The following is a 20,539-nucleotide window of genomic DNA, read 5'->3' on the forward strand; positions in this document are numbered from 1 at the left end:
AAAATAGAATGCATACAAAAAGAGCTAGGATTTTATATCCTAGCTCTTTTCATTTATTACCTGGGAAATTAAGCTTCAATTTGAATATCAGTTGACTTATCCCAGTCCATTGGCAATTTGCCAACTTCTTTCAATTTATCAACGATTTGATCAAGTACGATTTCACGATCTTCTTCAGAAGACATGAAGTCATATTTGTCACCATCAATTTCCATCTTTGGTGAGTAATCGTACTTGTCATACCATGGCTTGTAGTAGCGAAGCAATCTCTTGTAGTAGTCTTCAAGAGTTGAATCGTAGCTCAATTGTTCGTATGGACGGCCACGTTTTTGAATACGTTTAATCATTGTGTCGTAAGAAACGTTGATGTGAACAAGCAAGTCAGGGTTCTTCTTAGGCATTCTGTCTAATTCACCCATCATATTGTGTAAAAGTTCATAGTAAGTGTCGACTTCCTCAGGAGTGGCACGACCAATGTCAGCGTTCATTTGGAAGAAGAGCGCATCTTCATAGATAGAGCGGTCCAACACGTTATTATCTTGAGTCAATGCGTCTTTAATACTGTGAAAGCGTGTATTCAAGAAATATACTTGCAATAAGAATGCGTACTTTTTAGGATCAGCGTAGAAAAGTGGCAAAACTGGGTTGTCATCAACACTTTCGTAGAATGGCTTAGTTCCTAAATATTTGGATAAAATACCTGTTAAACTGGATTTACCGGCTCCAATTGGCCCGCTTAAAACAATAACTGTCATCACGTTCCTTCTTTTTTATTAAGACTATAAGTTGCCGATTTGGTGCAACTTATCATCAATTTCAGACAATACTTCTCTTTGAGCATCCATGTTAGTAACGAAATCAAGCTTATTGCCATCGATTTTCATCTTAGGGGATGCATTGTAGTGTTCATACCATGGTTCGTAGTATTTCAAAAGGCGAGCATAGTAATCCTTTAAACCTGGATCAGTGCTGATTTGTTCAAAGGATCTGCCGCGTTTCTTAATTCTAGCAAGCATAGTATCAAGGGAAACATGGATGTAGATAAGCAAATCTGGCTTCTTACTTGGATTGCCAGGGGTATCTTCCATCATGTTTTCAAGCAAATCGTCATAGATCTTGAATTCTGTAGGATCAGCGACCTTGCTGTCAGCGTTCATCTTAAAGAACAATGCATCTTCATAGATAGAACGGTCAGAAACACTGTTTTTCTCCTTAATAGCTTGGTTAATTTGTGCTAAACGGTGGTTAAGTAAGTATGTATTGAGCAAAAAGGTGTAACGCTTCATGTCCTTGTAGTACAAAGGAAGTACTCGGTTGCTGTCGACGCCTTCGTAAAAGGCTTGCGTACCTAAATGTTCAGCTAAAATACTGGTTAAACTGGATTTACCGGCTCCAATTGGCCCACTTAAAACAATAACTTGAATCACATTCTTTCTACTATATATTGGGTTGCTTTAATAGTTTAGTCAATATCTGGTAGTGGTGCAAGGATTTTTTTAATTAGGTAAAAATCAGAATTGTCAATATGTTAGGGATAAAAAACGGATAGGATTGAAAAAAACGGCTAGGCAAGTTTGCCTACCCGTTTTTCTATTGGTATTGTTTTTAGTTCTTGTATTTGTCATCCAATTCTTGAGCAGCTGCTTCGTCAACGATAACAGTTACATCTGGGTGCTTTTGTAAAATTGATGCAGGAACTTCTTCAGTAATAGGTCCTTCGATCATTTCTTTGATAGCTTTAGCTTTCTTTTCACCAAAAGCCATCAAAATGATCTTCTTGGATTGCATAATGTTAGCAGTACCCATGCAGATAGCGCTCTTTGGTACTTCATCTTCATTGTCGAAGAAACGAGAGTTGGCCTTAATTGTGTTTTCAGTTAATTTAACTTCGTGAGTACCGATGTCAAATGGAGTACCTGGTTCATTGAAGGCAATGTGACCATTACGGCCGATACCTAATAATTGAATGTCGATAGGATTTTCTTTAATGATTTGATCGTATTCTTTGCAAACTGCAGGAATATCTTTTGCCATACCATTAGGAATGTAAGATTTCTTAAATGGCTTCTTATCAAATAAGTGTTTTTGCATGAAATAATGGTAACTTTGAGGATTGTCTGGTGTTAAGCCAACATATTCATCAAGGTTGATACTAGTAAGATTTTCACAGTTAAGGTCGCTCTTTACCCAGTTTTGGTAAAGAGTTTCAGGGGTAGAACCAGTTGCTAAGCCTAAGACCTTAGCACCGTTCTTAATACCTTTTTCAAAAATTTCGAATGCTTTTGCTCCGCCTTGAATTTTGTTTTCTGTAACAATAACTTTCATAATAAATCCTCCTCATTTACTGGTCTAGTCCATTATAAAATGGAATAGACCAGTTTGTCAATTAAATAAAAAGAAATATTCTTAACTATGTTAGAATTTGAGTAAAGGAAGTGAATAAGGATGGATTTTGAAAAATTAACGGGATTAGGTATAGGTACATGGAAGATTGGTGAAGAACCCAGAAAAAAAGATGAAGAAATAGCCGCAATCCGTTATGGACTGGATCATGGGATAAACATTATTGATACAGCCGAGATGTACGGTGAAGGTAAAAGCGAGAAGTTGGTAGGTGAAGCCATTAAAGGCTATGATAGAAGCAAATTATTTTTGATTTCAAAATTCTATCCCTATCATGCAACGCCAGAATTAGAATGCCATAGTTTGGAAGCTAGTTTGGAAAGACTAGGCACAGATTATTTGGATCTCTATTTACTTCACTGGCGTGGCAATCATCGCTTATCTGATACAATTCGTGGCCTTGAAGCTTTGCAAAAAGAAGGTTTGATTCGTCATTGGGGCGTTTCAAACTTCGATACTAGCGATATGAAGGAACTTTTCACGGTACCTGGTGGAGATAAATGTTTTGCCAATGAAGACCTGTACAATTTAAATGAGCGAGGAACCGAGTATGACTTACAAGATTGGCAAAAAAAGCATGGTGTAAGTTTTATCGGCTATTCACCGTTTAATTCGGGTGCTGGCGATACGATTCGCATTACGCGTAATTTGAAAATTGTTGCGCGTGATCATGGCGTTACGCCACATCAGATTATGCTTGCTTGGACAATGCGCAATGGCAATGTTTTAGCTATTCCTAAGGCTGCCAAGATCAAGCATATGAAGGAAAACATTGAAGCCCAGAATATCAAATTAACTGAGGATGAGCTTCGTTTGATTAATAGTGATTTTCCTGTTCCTACTGAAAAAACTCCGCTAGCAGTGATCTAATTACAAGATATAGTATTTGAAAAAGATACTATTCACTATATCTTGTGGATAACTTTGTGCATATGTGTAAAAAATATCTGTTTCATGTGAAACAGATATTTTCTTTTATTTAGATTTGATGTAGTTAACCCCGTCAGCTGCAGGTGCAACGGATTTTCCTAAGAAGAGGACTAAGACAATAATAGTAAGTACATAAGGTGCAATCTGCATGTAGACAGCTGGAATATTTGAGATAACTGGTAGTTGATTTCCAATAATACTTAAACTTTGTGCGAAACCGAAGAATAATGAGGAAAGCATTGCGCCAATTGGATTCCATTTACCAAAGATTACAGCAGCTAAGGCCATGAAGCCTTGACCAACAATGGTTGAAATAGAGAAGTTACCTGCAATAGCTTCCGCAAAGATCGCACCACCAAGTCCGCCCATGAAGCCAGAAGTTAAAACGCCGATATAGCGCATCTTGTAAACATTGATCCCCATAGTGTCGGCTGCTTGAGGATTTTCACCACAAGAGCGAAGGCGTAAACCAAAACGCGTCTTATATAAAAGCCACCACATAAAAATTGCAAGAATAATGGCGATCCAGGCAGGAGCTGAAGTGTTCTTGAAGAAGATAGGCCCGATTACAGGAATACTGCTTAAACCAGGAAAGCTGAAGTAACCGAAGTTGGCAGTAATATTTTTGGTTTGACCTTTATCATAAAGAGCTTTAATTAAGAATACGCCAATAGGTGGTGCCATGATGTTTAGCACTGTTCCTGAAATGATGTGGTCGGCGTGAAAGTTAATAGTTGCTACAGCATGAAGAATTGAAAAGATCAAGCCAGCAATACCACCGACTAAAGCACCGACCCACGGGGTTAAACTACTCATGGATGGAGCAAAGGTTAGGTTAAATACTATAGCGGCAAAAGCTCCTATAGTCATAATTCCTTCAAGACCGATATTAACGATCCCAGAATTTTCACTATAGACACCGCCTAAGGAAGTAAGGATTAGTGGTGCAGAATAAACCAGTGTTGATGAAACAATTAAGGCCATTATGGTGATGAAGTTCATTAGTTGGTGCTCCCTTCAATTACTTTTTTACCAGGACCGTCGACACCATTGTTTGGTCCCTTTTCTTTACGGGTAGGGATGTAGTATTTACTTTTATTTTTCTTGGTTTTAAAGATTTTACCGATAACGTAGTTGATTGCGATAAAGAAAATGATAGCGGCAATTACGATAGAAACGATTTCGTAAGGGATGCCGGCGATAGTTTGCATCCCCAAACCACCAATTTTTAAAACTGAGAATAAAATAGCAGCAATTAAAATGCCCCAAGCAGTTCCACCACCTAAAAGTGCAACTGAAAGGCCGTCCCAACCGATATCTACACTACTTGTTTGAGTGAAGTAGTTTTGGTATGTTCCCAAACCTTGTGCAACACCGCCAAGACCTGCGAATGCTCCCGAAATTAACATTGAAATAATAATGTTTTTCTTAGATGACATACCTGCGTAGCGACTGGCGAATGGATTAAGGCCAACTGCTTTGATTTCAAAACCGACAGTAGTTTTCTTCATGAAGTACCAGTAGAGAACTAAGCCAATAAGTGCTAAGAAGATACCACCATTGATTCGAGAATCTCCAAACATGGTTGATAACCAGCCGATTTTTAAACTGCCATTTGGAGAAATAGTTTTAGTGGTGTCAGTACCAATACGCAAGCTTGCAGGCATTACTTGTTGCATCAAGTATTGGCAAACGTATAACACAATGTAGTTAAGCATGATAGTTGTAATAACTTCGTTGGTGCCAAATTGTGCTCTCAAGTATCCGGCAATTCCGGCAACGATAGCTCCGGCAATTGCACCGCTGATGATTGCAAATGGTAAAAGAATATAACCAGGTAATTTAGGAAAGGCAAGAACAATCCAAATTGATGTCAGCCAACCAGCTTGTGCTTGTCCTGGTAAACCAATGTTGAAAAAGCCTGCTTTAGAAGCAATTGCAAAACCAACCGCAATAAAGATTAGGGGAGTGGCTTCTCTGATTGTTTCACCAATTCCGTTCATGTTGCCAAGCGCACTTGAAAACATTGAACTATAAGCTTCTATTGGGTTGTAGCTCCATGCGAGCATGATCAACGCACCAACTAAAAATCCGGCAATAATTGAAACCGTTGGTACGAGTATATTTTTAACTTTAGGAGTGACTTTAATCATTCACTGCTCCTTCTTTCTTGATTCCAGTCATTAAGAGACCGAGCTCTGTATCGTTTGTGTCTTCAGGTTTAACTTCTCCTGAGATTTTTCCGTCGTGCAATACTGCGATTCGATCAGACAATTGCATGATTTCATCCAGCTCATATGACACAAGCAAGACGGCCTTTCCTGCATCTCGTTCTGCTAAAAGCTGCTTATGAATATATTCGATAGCGCCGACGTCTAATCCACGTGTTGGTTGGAAAGCGATAATTAAATCACTATTTCGATCTAATTCTCTAGCAATGATTGCTTTTTGTTGGTTACCACCTGAAAGATCACTTGCTGGCAGTTCAGCGCTGGTAGTTCGAATGTCGTATTTTTTAATTAACTCTTCGGCATGTTCATAGATTGCTTGATGGTTGATGATTCCGTGTTTTGAATATGGTTGCTTGTAGTAAGTTTGCAAAACCAGATTTTCAGCTAATGGAAGATTTAAGATCAGGCCGTATTTTTGACGGTCGGCAGGGATGTGAGCAACCCCAGCTTCAGTTATTTGACGAACTTTTTTATTCGTCATATTTTGACCATTGATGATTACTTTACCGCCATTAACGTGACGCAACCCTGTGATTGCTTCGACAAGCTCATCTTGACCGTTACCGTCGATTCCGGCTAAGCCTAAGATTTCACCACCATGAATGTTAAGCGAAAGCTTTTTGACGGCGAATGAGCCACGAGTATTTTTAACCTTCAGATTTTCAACTTTAAGGATTTCACGTCCTAGCTTTACGCTCTTTTTGTTAAGCTTCATGTTAACGTGGTGGCCAACCATTAATTCAGCCAAACGATTATCGTCAACGTTAGCTACTTCAAAAGTACCAACATCGCGTCCGCGGCGAATAATAGTTACTTGATCTTCCACTGCCTTGATTTCACTAAGCTTGTGCGTGATCAGAATGATTGATTTTCCTTCTTTAGCTAAGTTTTTGATAATTTGAATAAACTCAGTGATTTCTTGTGGAGTTAAAACCGCAGTAGGTTCGTCGAAGATAAGGATGTCAGCACCACGGTAGAGCACTTTAAGGATTTCTACTCGTTGTTGTTGAGCAACAGTAATATTTGAAATTTGAGCATCAGGATCAATTGCGAGGCCGTATTTTTCGGAGAGTTTTAAGATTTGTTCGCGTGCCTTTCTTATATTAAGGACAATGCCATTAGTAGGTTCATGACCTAAAATAATGTTTTCTAATACTGTGAATGATTCCATCAACATGAAGTGCTGGTGAACCATACCAATACCGAGTTCTTTTGCTTTAGTTGGGCTATTAATTTCTACTTTTTTACCTTTTACAAAAATTTCACCAGAAGTAGGTTCAAGCAGTCCTGATAAAATGCGCATCAAAGTAGATTTACCAGCACCGTTTTCACCAAGTAAGGCTAAAATTTCACCTTGATGAAGTGTGAGGTTGATATCGTCATTGGCTTTAAAATCACCGAATTTTTTAACGATATGTCTCATTTCAATTGCATTTGTTTTTTCTGTCGTCATATTTTATCTTTCTATGAATAAAAACTCTTCACTAAAAAGTGAAGAGTTCAATGGATACTAAGTTTTTACTTAGAAGGAGCGGTAGCAACCTTGATTTTGCCGTCAATAATTTGCGTACGTGCTTTTTGAACTGCTGCCCAAGTCTTAGCGTCTAAATTACCTTTGGTGATAGAAACACCATTGCCTTTTAAGCTGTAAACTAAGTGCTTGCCGCCAGGGAACTTGCCCTTGTAAGCATCGTTGGCAATGCTCTTAGTAGCGATGTTCAAACCTTTCAATACGGAAGTTAAAGTAAGGTTTTCTTTCTTGCCATCTTTTGAAGTGTAGTTACCCAAGTTGCTTTGGTCAACGTCAACACCGATTACCCAAACCTTCTTTGAAGCTGGACGAGCTTGGTCATAGTCTTTAGCTTCTTGGAACACACCATTACCAGCATTACCAGCTGCTTGGTAGATGATGTCTGCTTTGTTTGCGTACATTGATTGAGCAATTGATTTTGCTTTATCAGTTGAAGTGAAGTTACCAATGTATTGAGTTTGAACAGAGATCTTCTTGTGAAGAGCTTTGGCACCATCTGCAACACCTTGCTTAAAGCCTGCTTCGAATAAGTCGATTACGGCTGACTTTGCACCACCGATGAAACCAACCTTGTTAGTCTTGGTAGTGTAAGCAGCAGCTAAACCACCTAAGTATGATGATTGGTTACTTTCGAAAGTGGCAGAAGCGACGTTCTTTTGGCCAGATACGACACTATCTACGATAACGAAGTTCTTCTTAGGATTCTTTTGTGCAGCTTCTTTAACTGCGTCTGCTAATTGGAAACCTACACCGAAGATTGTTTGATAGCCTGCTTTTGCAGCTTGGTCGAAGTTAGGGGTGTAATCTGCAGCACTACTTGATTGGAAATATTGGTAGCCGCCGCGGCCCTTTTGTAAGTTGTGTTCCTTACCGTAGGCCTTGAAACCTTCCCATGCAGCTTGGTTGAATGAGTGGTCATCCACACCGTTTTCGTCAGTGATTAAAGCTATACCGTGTTTAGTGTCTTTGTTAGCTGTTTGGTTGCTCTTTTTACCTGAGCAAGCAGTAAGTACTAAACCAACTGAAGCTAAAACGATACCGAATGAAAAGACTTTTTTGAACTTTGAGTTCATTTGAAAATGTACCTCCAAAAATATATGCGAATGATTTAATAAAATAATACAGAATAATACGTATTACGTCAATATAATGCTAAAAAATAGTCCGTTTAAAATTAAATATTCGCATTGTACTAATAATTCATTAAAATAAAAAGCGAACGTTAAGAACTGTGTAAGTTTTTAAAATAAAAACCTATCTGAATATATAAATCCAGATAGGCTTAATTCTATATTTTGATTTTTCCAGCTAATATTTTGTTTCTAGCTATTTGAACATATTTCCAAGTGGCAGGATCTATTTGACCAGGTAGGATAGAAACTGCATTATTTTTTAAATCATAGGTAATCGTTTTTCCACCAGGAAATTCATCTTGATAGCTGCGACTGGCAATATCCTTGGTAGCTACATTAATTCCGGTAATTACAGACGTTAAAACGAAGTTAGCTTCTTGGCCGCCTTTAGCATCATATTTGCCCAAGTCAGATTGATTGGCATCAACACCAATTACCCAAACTCGATCTTTGGCAGGACGGGCTTGATTGATGAATCTAGCTTCTTGGAATAGACCACTTCCGGCTTTTCCGGCTGCATGGAAAATAATATCTGCGTCTTTGCCATACATACTTGCGGCTATAGTTCTGGCCTTAAATGTATTAGTGAAATTACCAATATTTTGGCTATAAATAGTGACTTTCTTGTGCATCTTTTTAGCTTGATTGTTTACGCCCTTAGTAAATCCATGCTTAAATGAACGAATCACACTACTATTTTCGCCACCAATAAAACCAATTTTTCCAGTTTTAGTTTGACTTGCTGCTGCAACGCCAGCTAAATATGCGCCTTCGTCTTTTCTAAATCTTACAGAAGCAATATTAGGATAACCCTTGATAGTGTCATCCATGATGACAAAGTTTTTGTTAGGATGCTTTTTTGCGGCAGAAGTAATGGCTGATTTTGCTTCGCTACCAAGACCAAAAATAGTTTGATATTTTTGCTTGATCGCTTTATTAATACCAGTTTTCAAGTCATCTTTGTCTTTAATTTGAAAGTATTGATAGCCATCTGCACCTTTGTTTAATTTATATTCTGTGCCGTAATCTTCCAGTCCTTCCCAAGCTGATTGATTAAAAGAGTGATCGTTGATCTTGCCATCCGTAATCAACGCGGCAGACTTGGAGACACTGTTATCCGTATTGTTTGAAGTAGAGCACGCAGAGAGGGTGCCCATTGCTAATAGAACTACTAAAAATAATTTTTTGAAACGCATATAAATTCCTTTTCTTAATCTGTACTTATTGTACAAGAACCAAGGTGTTTTTACTGAAAAAATTATTCATTTATGATTTAATTTAATGTTGCCGAAACAAAATGAATTGGAGAGATTGAATGAGACGAGAAGAAACGAAGAGAATGGCAATTACTGCCGTATTTGCTGCGTTATTGATTATTCAAACTTTTGTGCCTAATATTGGCTACATTAGAGTTATTCCAGCTCTTCCTGCCATCACTACTATTCCATTAACAATCGCAGTTTATGGCACATTAATGGGACCGAAGGCTGGTTTTATTTTTGGCCTCTTCTGGGGAATTACCAGATTAATTGTGGCTTACACTCAACCGGGAGACATGGTGAGTTTAATGCTGTTCCAGAATCCAGTAATTTCACTTGTACCTAGTATTTTAGCTGGGTATTTCCCGGGAATTATTGGCAGATATTTTGATCAAAATAAATATGACAAGGTAGGCTATATCGTGAGTGGTGCTGCAACCTCTTTAACCAACACGGTTATGGTTATCGTATTAACTAGCTTATTCTTTATGCATGATCCTGCTAGTTTGGTACAACATTTAGGTAACTATAATTCGAGTTCACCATTGATCTTGATTTTGATCTCAGCTCTCGGATTAAACGGATTGTTTGAAGCAGCCTTCACAGCAATCGTTACACCGATAATCGTAACGCCGCTTAAAATAGTGATGAAAAGACGTTAATTTACACATAAAAAACGTATTACATTAGTAATGCGTTTTTTATTATTCACTTCTAAGTGCAATTGCGGCATCTTTTTTAGCTGCCATTCTTGCAGGAATGTGTCCGCCCAGCAAGGTAAGTATTGTTGAAACAATGATCAAAATAATCGCTGCTTTTGGATCAAGCTGTGCCACATTTGATAAATCTGTAAGGTTGTAAATCACAGTGTTGATTGGGAAGGTGAGCAGGTAGGCAATAAAGATACCCAGCACACCAGAGAAGACACCTAAGATAAAGGTTTCAGCGTCGAATACACGAGTGATGTCTTTCTTACGTGCACCTAATGCCTTTAACACGCCGATTTCCTTCGTTCTTTCAAGAACTGAAGTGTAAGTCAAAATGCCGATCATGATCATTGAAGTGATCAATGAAATTGCAGCGAAAGCAACTAGAATAGTGGTAATGCCGTTAAGAAGTCCACCTGTCATCGTTGTAACGGCACTCGACATATCGGTATAAACGATCTTGTCGGCTTTCTTCTTACCCTTGTTCCACTTGTCTAAGTAATCGAGCACCTTGTCCTTATCATCGAAGTTGTTAGGGTAGATCATGATGCCAGTAGGGATGCTAGAACCACCTAAGGTTTGCATCGTCATTTTCTTTTCGTTAGCGTTCAATTTTTGATTAGTCAAAACGCTACGGTTAGTCTTCTTTTGCGCCTTAACAACGTCAGAATTTTTGTTGTCGTTGATCACTTCTTGAGAAAGTTTATCGCTGTAAGCAATGCCAGTTGAGAGAAGGGCCATTGAATCTTCATTCTTAGGTCTAATTACACCAACGAGTATCAACTTGGTCTTTGCGTTGTTGTACATTGAGCTAGTAACTTTCTTAGGAATAAACATACCATTAGGCAATTCTTGGTAGTAATCGTTGTTAGCAACTACTTTAAATGTTTTACCAACAAGTTTATTAAATTTAATTTGATCATTTTCAGACACATCAAAACCTAAATTCTTTAAGGAATTTAGGTTAACAGTGTTTTTATTATCAGTTACTAAAATTAAATCAGTTGCCTTGGTAGGCCAGGTGCCCGATAAAATTTGGTAGTTTTGCTTTAAGAATGAACCCTTATTTTTATTCAAAGTTGTTGGGAAAACTGAAGAGCCGATACCCATTGAACTCATGGCTTGTGCACGTGCTTGTACAACGGATGAACCTTGATCAGGATCAGAATTTGAAAATTGTACTCGTTCAGGCTCGCCCTTTACCTTAGATAAAAGGTTTAAAGTAACGCCACGTTGGTAAGAAATATTGTTGGCGTAACTAGGATTGATCTTCTTAACGTAGTTAACATACTTTTGGGTAATCTTGTTAGTATGTTGAGCCTGTTCGCTTTGATCTTTTTTAGCCGTTACATAACCGCGATTTTTGACGTTTTTATTCGACTCGTTACGCTCGTTCATCGAGTTCATATCGGTGGCTGTTTGGCTAATTGAGATCGGATATTTAGCTAAAGCCTTGCTCATCGTAGTGTTGATTTGCTTTTGAAAACCATTGGAGATGGCTAAAACAACCGCGATGGAAATGATCCCGATACTGGAAGCAAAAGCAGTTAAAATTGTCCGACCTTTCTTAGTCATGATGTTGGTAAAACTAAGTTTGATTGCATTCCAATAGGACATTTTGGTCCGCTTTAAATTGAATTTGTCCTCTTCTTCCTTAGGATCAAATGGCTTAGAATCGTGTCGGATCTTACCATCTTGGAAATTAACAATTCTAGTAGCGTATTTTTTAGCTAGTTCAGGATTGTGAGTAACCATAACGACTAAACGATCCTTGGAGATCTTTTTAATCAATTCCATAATTTGAACGGAGGTCTCAGTATCAAGAGCCCCAGTTGGTTCGTCACAGAGTAAAATATCAGGATCGTTGGCAATCGCACGAGCAATGGCTACACGTTGCATTTGACCACCAGATAATTGGTTAGGGCGCTTATTGATGTGCTCTTTTAAACCGACTTCGGTCAAAGCCATAATCGCCCTATCGTGGCGCTCTTTACTTGGAACACCAGAAAGATTCATCCCTAATTCGACATTAGCGATGATTGAAAGGTGAGGGATCAGATTGTAGTTTTGAAAAATAAAACCAACGGTGTTGTTACGATAAGCATCCCAGTCAGTTTCTTTAAAGTTCTTAGTTGATTTACCATTGATGATTAAATCGCCCTTGTCGTAGCGATCCAAACCACCAATCACATTCAACATAGTCGTTTTACCAGAACCACTAGGTCCCAAAATTGCGACAAATTCTTGATCACGGAAAGAAATGGTAACGTCGTCTAACGCATAGGTGACAGTGTCACCAACATGGTATGACTTAAAAATATGTTTTAGTTGTAGCATTTCTTATCTTCTTTCTAATAGGATTAGACAACGTTAAGTCTAACGATGCCCGCTGCAGCCAAAATAGCTTGCAAGATAAAGAATAAAATGATTACTCCCATGATAACGAAATGGCGGCGTTTATGCATGACAAACACACCGGCAAATTCACGAATAATTGCATTAGGCAAATAGTAGAAGCGGGTGAAAGCCCCGACGCCATTTGCTTTTAAGCCCACTTCTTTAGCCAGCAGAGCGGCTCTAAAAATATGGTAATTGTTGCTGAAGAAGGTAGCTCTGAACTTTTCACTGCCAAAATCTTTAGTAGCTACTCGCTTTGAGAAAAGCATGTTTTGGTAAGTATTCTTAGATTGATCCTCAATTAAAATGTGATCGGGTGAGACACCACGATGTTCAGCAAATCTCGCCATAGCCAAGGCTTCAGGAATTTTTTCATCAGGACCTTGACCACCGGACATGATAATAATTGGGCGCTTTCTGCCTTTTTGATATTGGCGGTTAGAAAATTGAATGGCGCGGTTAATTCTAGCGGCCAATAATTTTGAAACTTGGTCGCCGTTGAGCAGGCCAGCGCCAAGGACGATCAAATAATCCTGCTTGTAGCGGCGAGGATAGATTTGATAGAGTAATAAATTTAACAAAAAGTTATATAAAACCAGGCCAAGGTATAGGGCAGTTGCCGGAATTGATGCAAGCAATGCACTCAACCAGTGCGGCAAATATTTCCCTGGACCAACTAAGACCAGAATGCTGAAAATAAGAACCACAAAACCAACAATCAAAGTTAATAGATTAGGTAAAGTGTGACTTTCATATTTCCAGACAAAGTAGGCGTTCCAGAATAAAAAGATCCAGGCAAAGATTAAAATTGCGGCGATGCCAAAAAGTACGACCAAGATTAAAAGATCATAGGCTCGCTGCAATCCGTGGCTGGTACTTTTGTGGATCATGACTGTTGTCCATGACAGTAGTGAAACTAAAAAGATGGTGAAAAAGACACCGTTGATTAAACGGCGCGGCTCAATTAGCCAAGAAATTAGGAAGACAAAGAAGATCACCAGCATGAAAACTGAGATGTAGAAAAATTCACCGTGTCTCCCTAGAAAAGCAACAATTTCGTTTAGCAAGATACTCCTCCTTATGCTTTTTTACTTATTAATATTATAATGAAAACATCGATTAAAAGTGGAAAGAATCAAGGTGTGAACGAGAAAAATGAAGAAAATAGGACATTACCTGGGAAATATTGCGGGGGCAGTATTGGCCTTTGCGCTATATATGTTGCTTGAAATAGCTTATTTTGCGCCTAAAAGAATAAATTTGGGTAGCGGCGATTTACGAGTGTTTGCTACATCTTTGATGACTGTGGTGATCTTATTTGTGATCTTTTATTTATATCGTCAGCAGTTAAAGGAAGAAAATCAGTGGGGCTTTAATGAAAGTCCGCACTGGGATGCACGTAGGTTAGGGATTGCGGTAATCGGCTTTATCTTAATTATGATTGGATCTGTCGTGATGCTTAATTTAGTTGGCGGTGGTGTATCTGAAAACCAACAAAGCTTGAATAGATTGGAACAAGGCAATGCAGGACTATTTAAAATTTTGGTAGTCTTTATTGCACCGTTTTGTGAGGAAACGATTTTTAGAGGGATGTTCTTCAACATCTTCTTTACTAAACCAACAACGTTGAATAAATGGTTGGGCATCATCACAAGTGGTTTTTTATTCGGCTATATGCACGATCCGATGTTGAGCAAGTACATCTTGGTTTACTGGGTGTTAGGTATCGTCTTAGCCTGGGTATATACAACAACGAAGGACTTGCGTTACTCGATGCTAGTGCACATGTGTTATAACGCGATGGGATTTATTTAAAATTGAATGCAAATTAAAACGCCGGAATTTTTTCCGACGTTTTTGTGTTTAGTGTGCAAATAATCTGATAATGATAGTAAGTATCAATGTAATTGGAAATATAATCATACCAGAATCCCAATTATCAAAGGTAAATCCGCAGATAACATAGATTGCTCCAGCAATTGCCCAAATAGCAGAATTAAGGCGCCCAAATTGAATCCATGAAAGGCTGAAGTGATGCTTATTAGTTGATTTATTACTCTTTTCTTCATTGTCATCTTTGAGTAAATAATCAGTTGAAACATCAAAAATATTAGATAAAGCAATGATTTTGTCTAGATCAGGTTTAGCTTGTCCGCTCTCCCATTTAGAAACGGATTGTCGACTAACATTTAATTTCTCAGCCAATTCTTCTTGTGACCAGTTATTATCATTTCGTAATTGTGAAATTTTTTGATTTAAGTTCATACTCGTTACCTCGATTGGTTTGATTTTATCAAAATGATACTGCTAGGAATGGTTGCATTCTACCAATTTTGCGATAAATTTTGTCAACTTGAGGTTGCAATGCTTATTTAGTAGGACGAGCATAAGTGATACGTCCCTCTTTAAGAAGGCTTTGAAAAGATTGCGCAATTGTTGAACGATGGACCGCACCCATTGGATCGATTCCACCGATTTTGATAATTTGCGTTTTTCTGCCGTGATATGAACCATCAATAATTGCTGTGTGGCCATTTGGACCATAACCAGTTCCAACATTAACAATGACAATACCACCTGGTTTCACATTTTTAGCATGAATTTGTCTAAAGTATTGATGAGCATTTTTGGCATCATTTTCCATTTCAGGAGTAGAAAAGGCTGTTTGTCCAACATTATAACCAGCCTGTTTCATCACTAGCCAAACCAGGCTTGAGCAATCAGCAAAACCATTTTTGTTTCGATGTTGTAAACTGCCAAAGTTCATTCTTTGAGAGTCAGTACCATAATTGAAATATCCAACCAAACGGCGACTATGTTTGATAATTGGGTTTTGATAATGTGAGTCATCAGTGAATTGAGTAGGTATGTTCATTGCTCTGCCTCCTATAAAAAATACGCTAAATAGAACTAAGAGACTGATTAAGACGAGAATAATTTTCTTTAAAGTAGATTTATTTGCCGCGACAAACAACCTCCTGTGTTATTCTTTTTTGATTTGATTAATATTCTATAGCAAATTGCTTTTTTTATTTAATATTTTTACTTTTTCAAAGATATCTTTAAATGTATCTGCAGATTCGGTCATTCCCATAGCTTGAGCATTATTGATAAAACTTAGAATAGAATCTTCATCTTTAGTTTTTAAATATTGCAGTGTCTTTTCTAAGAATGTCAAAGTCACTTTAAAGAATTCTAGGTATTGTGGTAGTTCGACGCTTTTAAAAGCATTAATTAATTTATGTGCATGGATTATATCTTTGCGAAAAATTAGCGATATCGTTGCATCTGATAGAACACCCATCATGGAAATTAAACCGATGGAACTAGAATTTTTTTGAATTAAATCTTGGTTGTTTAAAACGTTCATCGCAATAGCATAGACTTTGTCAGTTTTGATCATGAAAACACAGTTGCCAAAAAAGCCTAAATTATAGGTGCTCCACAAGGTGATCTTGGATAAATAAGTGTAAAGGTGCATTTGATCACAAAATGGTAAGAGGTTTTCACCCTTTATTAGTAAATATTGATTGCAAAGTATCACAGCAAGATAAAGATCATGTGCGTTTCGTTTAGCATGGTACTTATCTAATTGTACGTGGATAAGTTTATTTATTGCACTAGCATCTTCTTCTTCGATTGCTTTCAGTATTTCTGTTGGAAGATCATTTTCTTGCACAATATCTGCATAACCAATAAATTCGGTAGGGCTAATGTGAATCCGGCTTAAAAGAGCCAGTACTTTGTTGAACTCTAGCGTAATTTTACCGTTCTCCCAGCGAGATAAATTCGAAGTAGCACAAATACCTTTGGCTGCTTGTGCTAAGGTAATAGATTGTTCTTTTCGTAATTCTTTGTATTTTTCACCAATTGCCATTTTACTGTCCTACATATCAATATTGCATATATGCAATTTATCATTTCTGAATAAAAAATGCATGTAATAATATCCCCAATAACAAACAGGGGAGTTGAATTTCATGTTTTACAAATACTCAAATCATTTTAAATTTATCGCAATGATCATAACAGGATTCATTGCAAGTTGTTCCACTATCGTATCAGCATATATGGTGCAAACCTTGACCAATATTGCAACACAAAAGAAGTGGGATCAAGTAGGTGGTTTCTTAACAATTGTAATTATTGGATTTCTGCTTGTTTTTGTAGCAAGTTTGATTTTTAATCGTTTAAAAACTTCAGCCATTCAAGAAACTAATACATACTTGAGAACAAATATCTTTAAAGGGATGCTTGGTACTGATAAGGATGAAAATTCCAATGCCCTTGGTTTCTTAACTAATGATTTTAAGTTGCTTGAAACTAATCGCTTTGATGCACAAATTGAAATTATTATGCAGGCTTACACATTGGTGTTGGCCCTCGGCTATGCATTACTAGTTAATTGGCTGGTTACTATATTGTTTTTAGTTGGTTCATTCGTGCCAATGCTCATTTCTAATTTCTTCCAAAAATCAATTCAGAATACCTCAGAAAATTGGACTAAAGCCAATGGTCAGTATGTAAATCAAACTAAGAATTTTTTAGCCGGTAGCGAAACTTTGAGTTTGTACAATGGGCGAGAAAATGCAGCGAAGAAAAACCAAGTAAAAGTATTCAATCTTGAGGCTGCATTAAGAAAAATGAATCTATTGAATTTAGATACTGGTTCTTGGATTAGTCTGATCGGTAATCTTGTTACATTCTTAGTTCCGTTTTTAACAGGTGTCTACATGGTAATCCATGGCATGACAACGTTAGGTTCGTTGTTTGCTATTGTGCAGTTGGCTAACTCTTTTGTAAATCCAATCTTAACTATCTTGAATGATCGTAATGAATTATCAACTACTAAAAAGATCGTTGAAAAGGCAAATAAGTATTTAGCTTTGGCAAAAGGTGAAAAAGCTGATAACAATAAAGTGGCCTTTAAGGATCTTGTTTTAACAGACGTTTCACTTAATAGAAAAGGTCAACAGTTAATCCAAAATCTTGATTTAACAATTAAAAGAAAAAATAAGCAGGCAATTATTGGTCCATCAGGGACAGGTAAATCAACGTTGCTGCAGTTCTTGATGAAAGGTAAATATGGTGAAGCAAAAGAAATTTTGTTAAACGGGAAAATTGAAAAAGCAGGTAACTTTGAAAATATTTTTGCTTATGCAAGTCAGGCACCAGTTATTTTCGCAGATACTTTATGGTTCAATCTGACTTTAGGCAAAGATATTCCCCAGGAAATAGTTGAGCAAGTTTGTTCTAAGCTTGAACTTACTAATGTAATTAAAGAAAAAGGGTTTGATTATTCCCTGGGTGATAATGCAGATCAATTATCAGGCGGTCAGCTTGCAAGAATTGAGTTGGCTAGAGCGATTTTATCAAGACGCCCTGTGCTTTTGCTTGATGAAATTAATGCCTCTCTTGATAAAAAGACATCAGATAAGATTCATCAATATTTGTTAAATTCTGATTTAACCTTTGTAGAAGTGACCCACCATTATGAAGCAAATGAGTTAGGAAACTATGATAACGTAATTGACTTGAAAGGATATATGGAGTGATGAGAAAAATGTTGATATTAATATTTATAGTTGTAATTGCCATTGGAGGAGTTTATTTCTTGTACAATTCAAATGATATAAAGACAGTTAATAAAAACTTTTCGGTAGAATCCTTTGATCAAATAAAAGTTGATAACTCGATCGACAACATTAGATTAGTGACTGGTGATCGCTATAGTGTAAGTTACACAGGACAAGAAAAATTAGAGCCATCTGTAAAGGTGAAAAATGGTATTTTGACTATTGATTCGCCAGAAAGGTCTATAACGATTAATGGCAGCATTTTTAATGCGAAAAAGTTAAAACAAGAATTGATTATTGAAATGCCCAAACAAGAATTAAAGTATCTTTCAATTGATACATCGAATGGCAATATCTCGGCCGATCATCTGGAAGTTCAAAAGGGAAAGATTGATACATTGAACGGAAGTATTAATATTAAAAATCTAGTGATGAAAAATGAGTTCGAAATCGACACTTCTAACGGCACGGTAAAAGTAGGAAAGACTAATGCAGCAGGGTATGATTTGTCTACTTCAAATGGTCATATTACTATTGAAGGGAAAAATAAATCTGATGAGTTTGAGAAGAATACTAGTGCTGAAAATGTGATAAGTATCGATACTTCAAACGGTAATATTTACGTTAATTGATTGTATACAAATCATGTAGTTGATATAATTAGTATGAAAAAAGAGGCCGACTAAGTCGAACCTCTTTAGTGTAGAATCGCATTAGCGACGACTATTTAAAAATATTTTTTAGGTATTAATAAATAACTGCCAGCTTTGCAGAGCTAAAGCAGCTATTTTTTTCGCTGATCATGAATTTTGATCAGCTCGACAACCAATATGATCAGTAAAACGACAAATGAGCCAAAACTGATCATTAGTTGCAACGCATCTGAGACAGACACGATGGCATCTCCTTTCTAACAGGATTGTGGCAGAGTCAAAAAATCCTCATAAGCACCATCTCCTTGGGATAGCCGCCGCTTCAACTTTTCTACGCATAAAATTATACTGATTCGTATTTGCGTCTACAAGCGAACACGAAAAAAGCCTAGCATCCGCTAGGCTTTTAATCTACATAAATTCAGTATCTTGCTTACTCTTTTTGATAAAGTGATTTAAGATAAATGGTGAAATTACGGTCGTTACAATGATTACTAAAATTAAGCTAGAGTAAATATCTTCAGGGAATAGGTGATGCGTAATCCCGATCTGCGCCACGATCAACGCAACTTCACCACGTGACACCATTCCGGCACCTACAATATTGCCTTCATTCTTACTGAAACCGAATACTTCACTAGAGTATTTACCAGCCCAGAACTTGGATAAAACGGCGAAAACGGTCATCGCAATGATGAACCAGATGTCTTTGAAGAAGCTGGCAAAGGTCATTGAAAGGCCGATATCAGCGAAGAAAACAGGGATGAAGATTGAATAACCGATTGCTGAAACAGAAGACTGAACTTCTTTATGTTGCGGTGTTTGACGAATTGCCAAACCACCGAAGAATGCACCTACAACGGCGGATAAACCAACAAAGTCTGCAGCCCATGCCATTGTCAATGCTAAAACCAATGAACCGATGACTACAGAGTAATCAACAGAAATCTTTTCTGAGACCTTCATGAAGTATGGCGCAATAAACTTAAAGATCACCCAAACAACGACGAAGTAGACAATTTCGATCAAGATGTTAAGGAAGAAATTGTTAGTTAAGCCGCTTTTACCGCCTTCATGGCTGAAGGTGGTGAAGAGACTTAAAACTACCACGGCTAGGATATCATCAACCACAGCGGCCCCTAAAATGGCTGTACCAGCACGTGTATGAAGCTGGTTAGCTTCTTGCAAAACCACAACTGAGATAGAAACACTGGTTGCCGCAAAAACAATCCCAATAAAGAGTGCCTCAAGTGGCTTCATGCCGAAGAAGTAACTTGCTAGCCCCATGAAAACAACTGGCAAGATAACGCCAACGCTAGCTACCGTAAAACTCAACTTGAAGTATTTCTTTAACAAGTCCAAGTCACTTTCAAGACCGGCCAAAAACATTAATAGAATGACCCCAAATTCAGAGAATAAGCTGATTATGTCGTTGGTGTGAATCCAGTTTAAGATAGCTGGTCCTAATAAAATCCCTGAAAGCAATTGTCCAATAACTGCTGGCAAGTTAAAACGTGCAAATAATTGCCCGAGCAATACCGTAGTCAGTAGGATTAAAATTAATTCCCCTAAGAAATGCATATCGTCCTCTTTTCCTTATAAAAGCAAAAAACTTTCAAGCGCTTCTTGACCCAAAGAAGCAAATCTTGAAAGTTTTTATTTTGTGTAAAAAACCAACCACTAAATAAATATTCAGTTGAGTTTAATCTTAATATTTTT

At 37.5% G+C, this 20,539-nt stretch carries 20 protein-coding genes and 1 other annotated feature; of the genes, 5 read left to right on the plus strand and 15 right to left on the minus strand.

The genetic code is table 11. The features are described from left to right. Positions 1-68 precede the first annotated feature (68 nt). From LA20531_RS06205 to nagB, 3 genes are all read right to left on the minus strand, one after another. Complete coding sequence (locus LA20531_RS06205) at positions 69-755, minus strand: deoxynucleoside kinase (RefSeq protein WP_056939518.1); 687 nt, start codon at positions 753-755, stop codon at positions 69-71. A 24-nt stretch (positions 756-779) separates the two neighbouring features. Next, positions 780-1,427 carry a deoxynucleoside kinase gene (locus LA20531_RS06210; RefSeq protein WP_056939519.1) on the minus strand — a complete coding sequence of 216 codons (648 nt, stop codon included), beginning with the start codon at positions 1,425-1,427 and terminating at the stop codon, positions 780-782. 178 nt (positions 1,428-1,605) lie between these two features. Beyond that, positions 1,606-2,325 carry a glucosamine-6-phosphate deaminase gene (gene nagB, locus LA20531_RS06215; RefSeq protein WP_056939520.1) on the minus strand — a complete coding sequence of 240 codons (720 nt, stop codon included), beginning with the start codon at positions 2,323-2,325 and terminating at the stop codon, positions 1,606-1,608. 120 nt (positions 2,326-2,445) lie between these two features. On the opposite strand from nagB, the gene LA20531_RS06220 reads away from it, so the two are divergent. Then, complete coding sequence (locus LA20531_RS06220) at positions 2,446-3,273, plus strand: aldo/keto reductase (RefSeq protein ID WP_056939521.1); 828 nt, start codon at positions 2,446-2,448, stop codon at positions 3,271-3,273. A 105-nt stretch (positions 3,274-3,378) separates the two neighbouring features. On the opposite strand, the gene LA20531_RS06225 is transcribed toward LA20531_RS06220, so the two are convergent. The 5 genes from LA20531_RS06225 to LA20531_RS06245 all read right to left on the minus strand — a co-directional run bounded on the left by LA20531_RS06225 (position 3,379) and on the right by LA20531_RS06245 (position 9,424). Further along, positions 3,379-4,335: an ABC transporter permease gene (locus tag LA20531_RS06225; protein ID WP_056939522.1), complete on the minus strand. Its 957-nt coding sequence runs from the start codon at positions 4,333-4,335 to the stop codon at positions 3,379-3,381. Continuing rightward, positions 4,335-5,486, minus strand: coding sequence for an ABC transporter permease (locus LA20531_RS06230; RefSeq protein ID WP_056939523.1), 1,152 nt, complete (start codon positions 5,484-5,486; stop codon positions 4,335-4,337). Before LA20531_RS06230 ends, LA20531_RS06225 begins: the two co-directional genes overlap by 1 nt. Continuing rightward, positions 5,479-7,017, minus strand: a complete 1,539-nt coding sequence (locus tag LA20531_RS06235; protein WP_056939524.1) for an ABC transporter ATP-binding protein — start codon at positions 7,015-7,017, stop codon at positions 5,479-5,481. Before LA20531_RS06235 ends, LA20531_RS06230 begins: the two co-directional genes overlap by 8 nt. 65 nt (positions 7,018-7,082) lie before the next feature. Further along, positions 7,083-8,168, minus strand: coding sequence for a BMP family lipoprotein (locus LA20531_RS06240; protein ID WP_056939525.1), 1,086 nt, complete (start codon positions 8,166-8,168; stop codon positions 7,083-7,085). A gap of 215 nt (positions 8,169-8,383) precedes the next feature. Beyond that, a complete protein-coding gene (locus tag LA20531_RS06245) occupies positions 8,384-9,424 on the minus strand; it encodes a BMP family lipoprotein (protein ID WP_056939526.1) in 1,041 nt (346 codons plus the stop codon). 119 nt (positions 9,425-9,543) lie between these two features. Between LA20531_RS06245 and LA20531_RS06250 the strand changes: the two genes are divergently transcribed. Continuing rightward, positions 9,544-10,149, plus strand: a complete 606-nt coding sequence (locus LA20531_RS06250; protein WP_056939527.1) for an ECF transporter S component — start codon at positions 9,544-9,546, stop codon at positions 10,147-10,149. 42 nt (positions 10,150-10,191) lie between these two features. On the opposite strand, the gene LA20531_RS06255 is transcribed toward LA20531_RS06250, so the two are convergent. Together LA20531_RS06255 and LA20531_RS06260 are read right to left on the minus strand one after the other, a co-directional pair. Continuing rightward, positions 10,192-12,531 (minus strand): ABC transporter ATP-binding protein/permease, encoded by a 2,340-nt coding sequence (locus LA20531_RS06255; RefSeq protein ID WP_056939528.1) that lies wholly within the window; start codon positions 12,529-12,531, stop codon positions 10,192-10,194. Positions 12,532-12,554: 23 nt separating this feature from the next. Then, entirely contained in the window at positions 12,555-13,658 is a 1,104-nt protein-coding gene (locus tag LA20531_RS06260) for a YdcF family protein (RefSeq protein WP_056939529.1), read from the minus strand. A gap of 88 nt (positions 13,659-13,746) precedes the next feature. On the opposite strand from LA20531_RS06260, the gene LA20531_RS06265 reads away from it, so the two are divergent. Continuing rightward, on the plus strand, positions 13,747-14,406 hold the full coding sequence (locus LA20531_RS06265) for a CPBP family intramembrane glutamic endopeptidase (RefSeq protein WP_056939530.1): 660 nt from the start codon (positions 13,747-13,749) through the stop codon (positions 14,404-14,406). Positions 14,407-14,454: 48 nt separating this feature from the next. On the opposite strand, the gene LA20531_RS06270 is transcribed toward LA20531_RS06265, so the two are convergent. The 3 genes from LA20531_RS06270 to LA20531_RS06280 form a co-directional block, all read right to left on the minus strand. Further along, positions 14,455-14,856, minus strand: a complete 402-nt coding sequence (locus tag LA20531_RS06270; RefSeq protein WP_056939531.1) for a helix-turn-helix domain-containing protein — start codon at positions 14,854-14,856, stop codon at positions 14,455-14,457. Positions 14,857-14,959: 103 nt separating this feature from the next. Then, positions 14,960-15,466, minus strand: a complete 507-nt coding sequence (locus LA20531_RS06275; RefSeq protein WP_056939532.1) for a CHAP domain-containing protein — start codon at positions 15,464-15,466, stop codon at positions 14,960-14,962. Positions 15,467-15,601: 135 nt separating this feature from the next. Continuing rightward, positions 15,602-16,468 (minus strand): helix-turn-helix domain-containing protein, encoded by an 867-nt coding sequence (locus tag LA20531_RS06280; RefSeq protein ID WP_056939533.1) that lies wholly within the window; start codon positions 16,466-16,468, stop codon positions 15,602-15,604. Positions 16,469-16,571: 103 nt separating this feature from the next. Here LA20531_RS06280 and LA20531_RS06285 point away from each other — a divergent pair, with 103 nt between their 5' ends. Both LA20531_RS06285 and LA20531_RS06290 read left to right on the plus strand, forming a co-directional pair. Then, entirely contained in the window at positions 16,572-18,146 is a 1,575-nt protein-coding gene (locus LA20531_RS06285; RefSeq protein ID WP_056939534.1) for an ATP-binding cassette domain-containing protein, read from the plus strand. A 59-nt stretch (positions 18,147-18,205) separates the two neighbouring features. Then, positions 18,206-18,799 carry a DUF4097 family beta strand repeat-containing protein gene (locus LA20531_RS06290; protein WP_224429862.1) on the plus strand — a complete coding sequence of 198 codons (594 nt, stop codon included), beginning with the start codon at positions 18,206-18,208 and terminating at the stop codon, positions 18,797-18,799. Between the two features lie 152 nt (positions 18,800-18,951). Here LA20531_RS06290 and LA20531_RS06295 read toward each other — a convergent pair whose 3' ends face one another. Both LA20531_RS06295 and LA20531_RS06300 read right to left on the minus strand, forming a co-directional pair. Next, positions 18,952-19,062, minus strand: coding sequence for a putative holin-like toxin (locus LA20531_RS06295; RefSeq protein WP_082588994.1), 111 nt, complete (start codon positions 19,060-19,062; stop codon positions 18,952-18,954). 169 nt (positions 19,063-19,231) lie between these two features. After that, positions 19,232-20,401, minus strand: coding sequence for a cation:proton antiporter (locus tag LA20531_RS06300; RefSeq protein WP_056939536.1), 1,170 nt, complete (start codon positions 20,399-20,401; stop codon positions 19,232-19,234). A gap of 40 nt (positions 20,402-20,441) precedes the next feature. Beyond that, positions 20,442-20,499, minus strand: a sequence feature (sodium ion sensor (DUF1646 type); this cis-regulatory element may regulate processes involved in with the transportation of sodium ions). Between the last annotated feature and the right edge of the window lie 40 nt (positions 20,500-20,539).

Origin of the sequence: Lactobacillus amylovorus DSM 20531, assembly GCF_002706375.1 — a bacterium.
GTDB lineage: Bacteria > Bacillota > Bacilli > Lactobacillales > Lactobacillaceae > Lactobacillus > Lactobacillus amylovorus.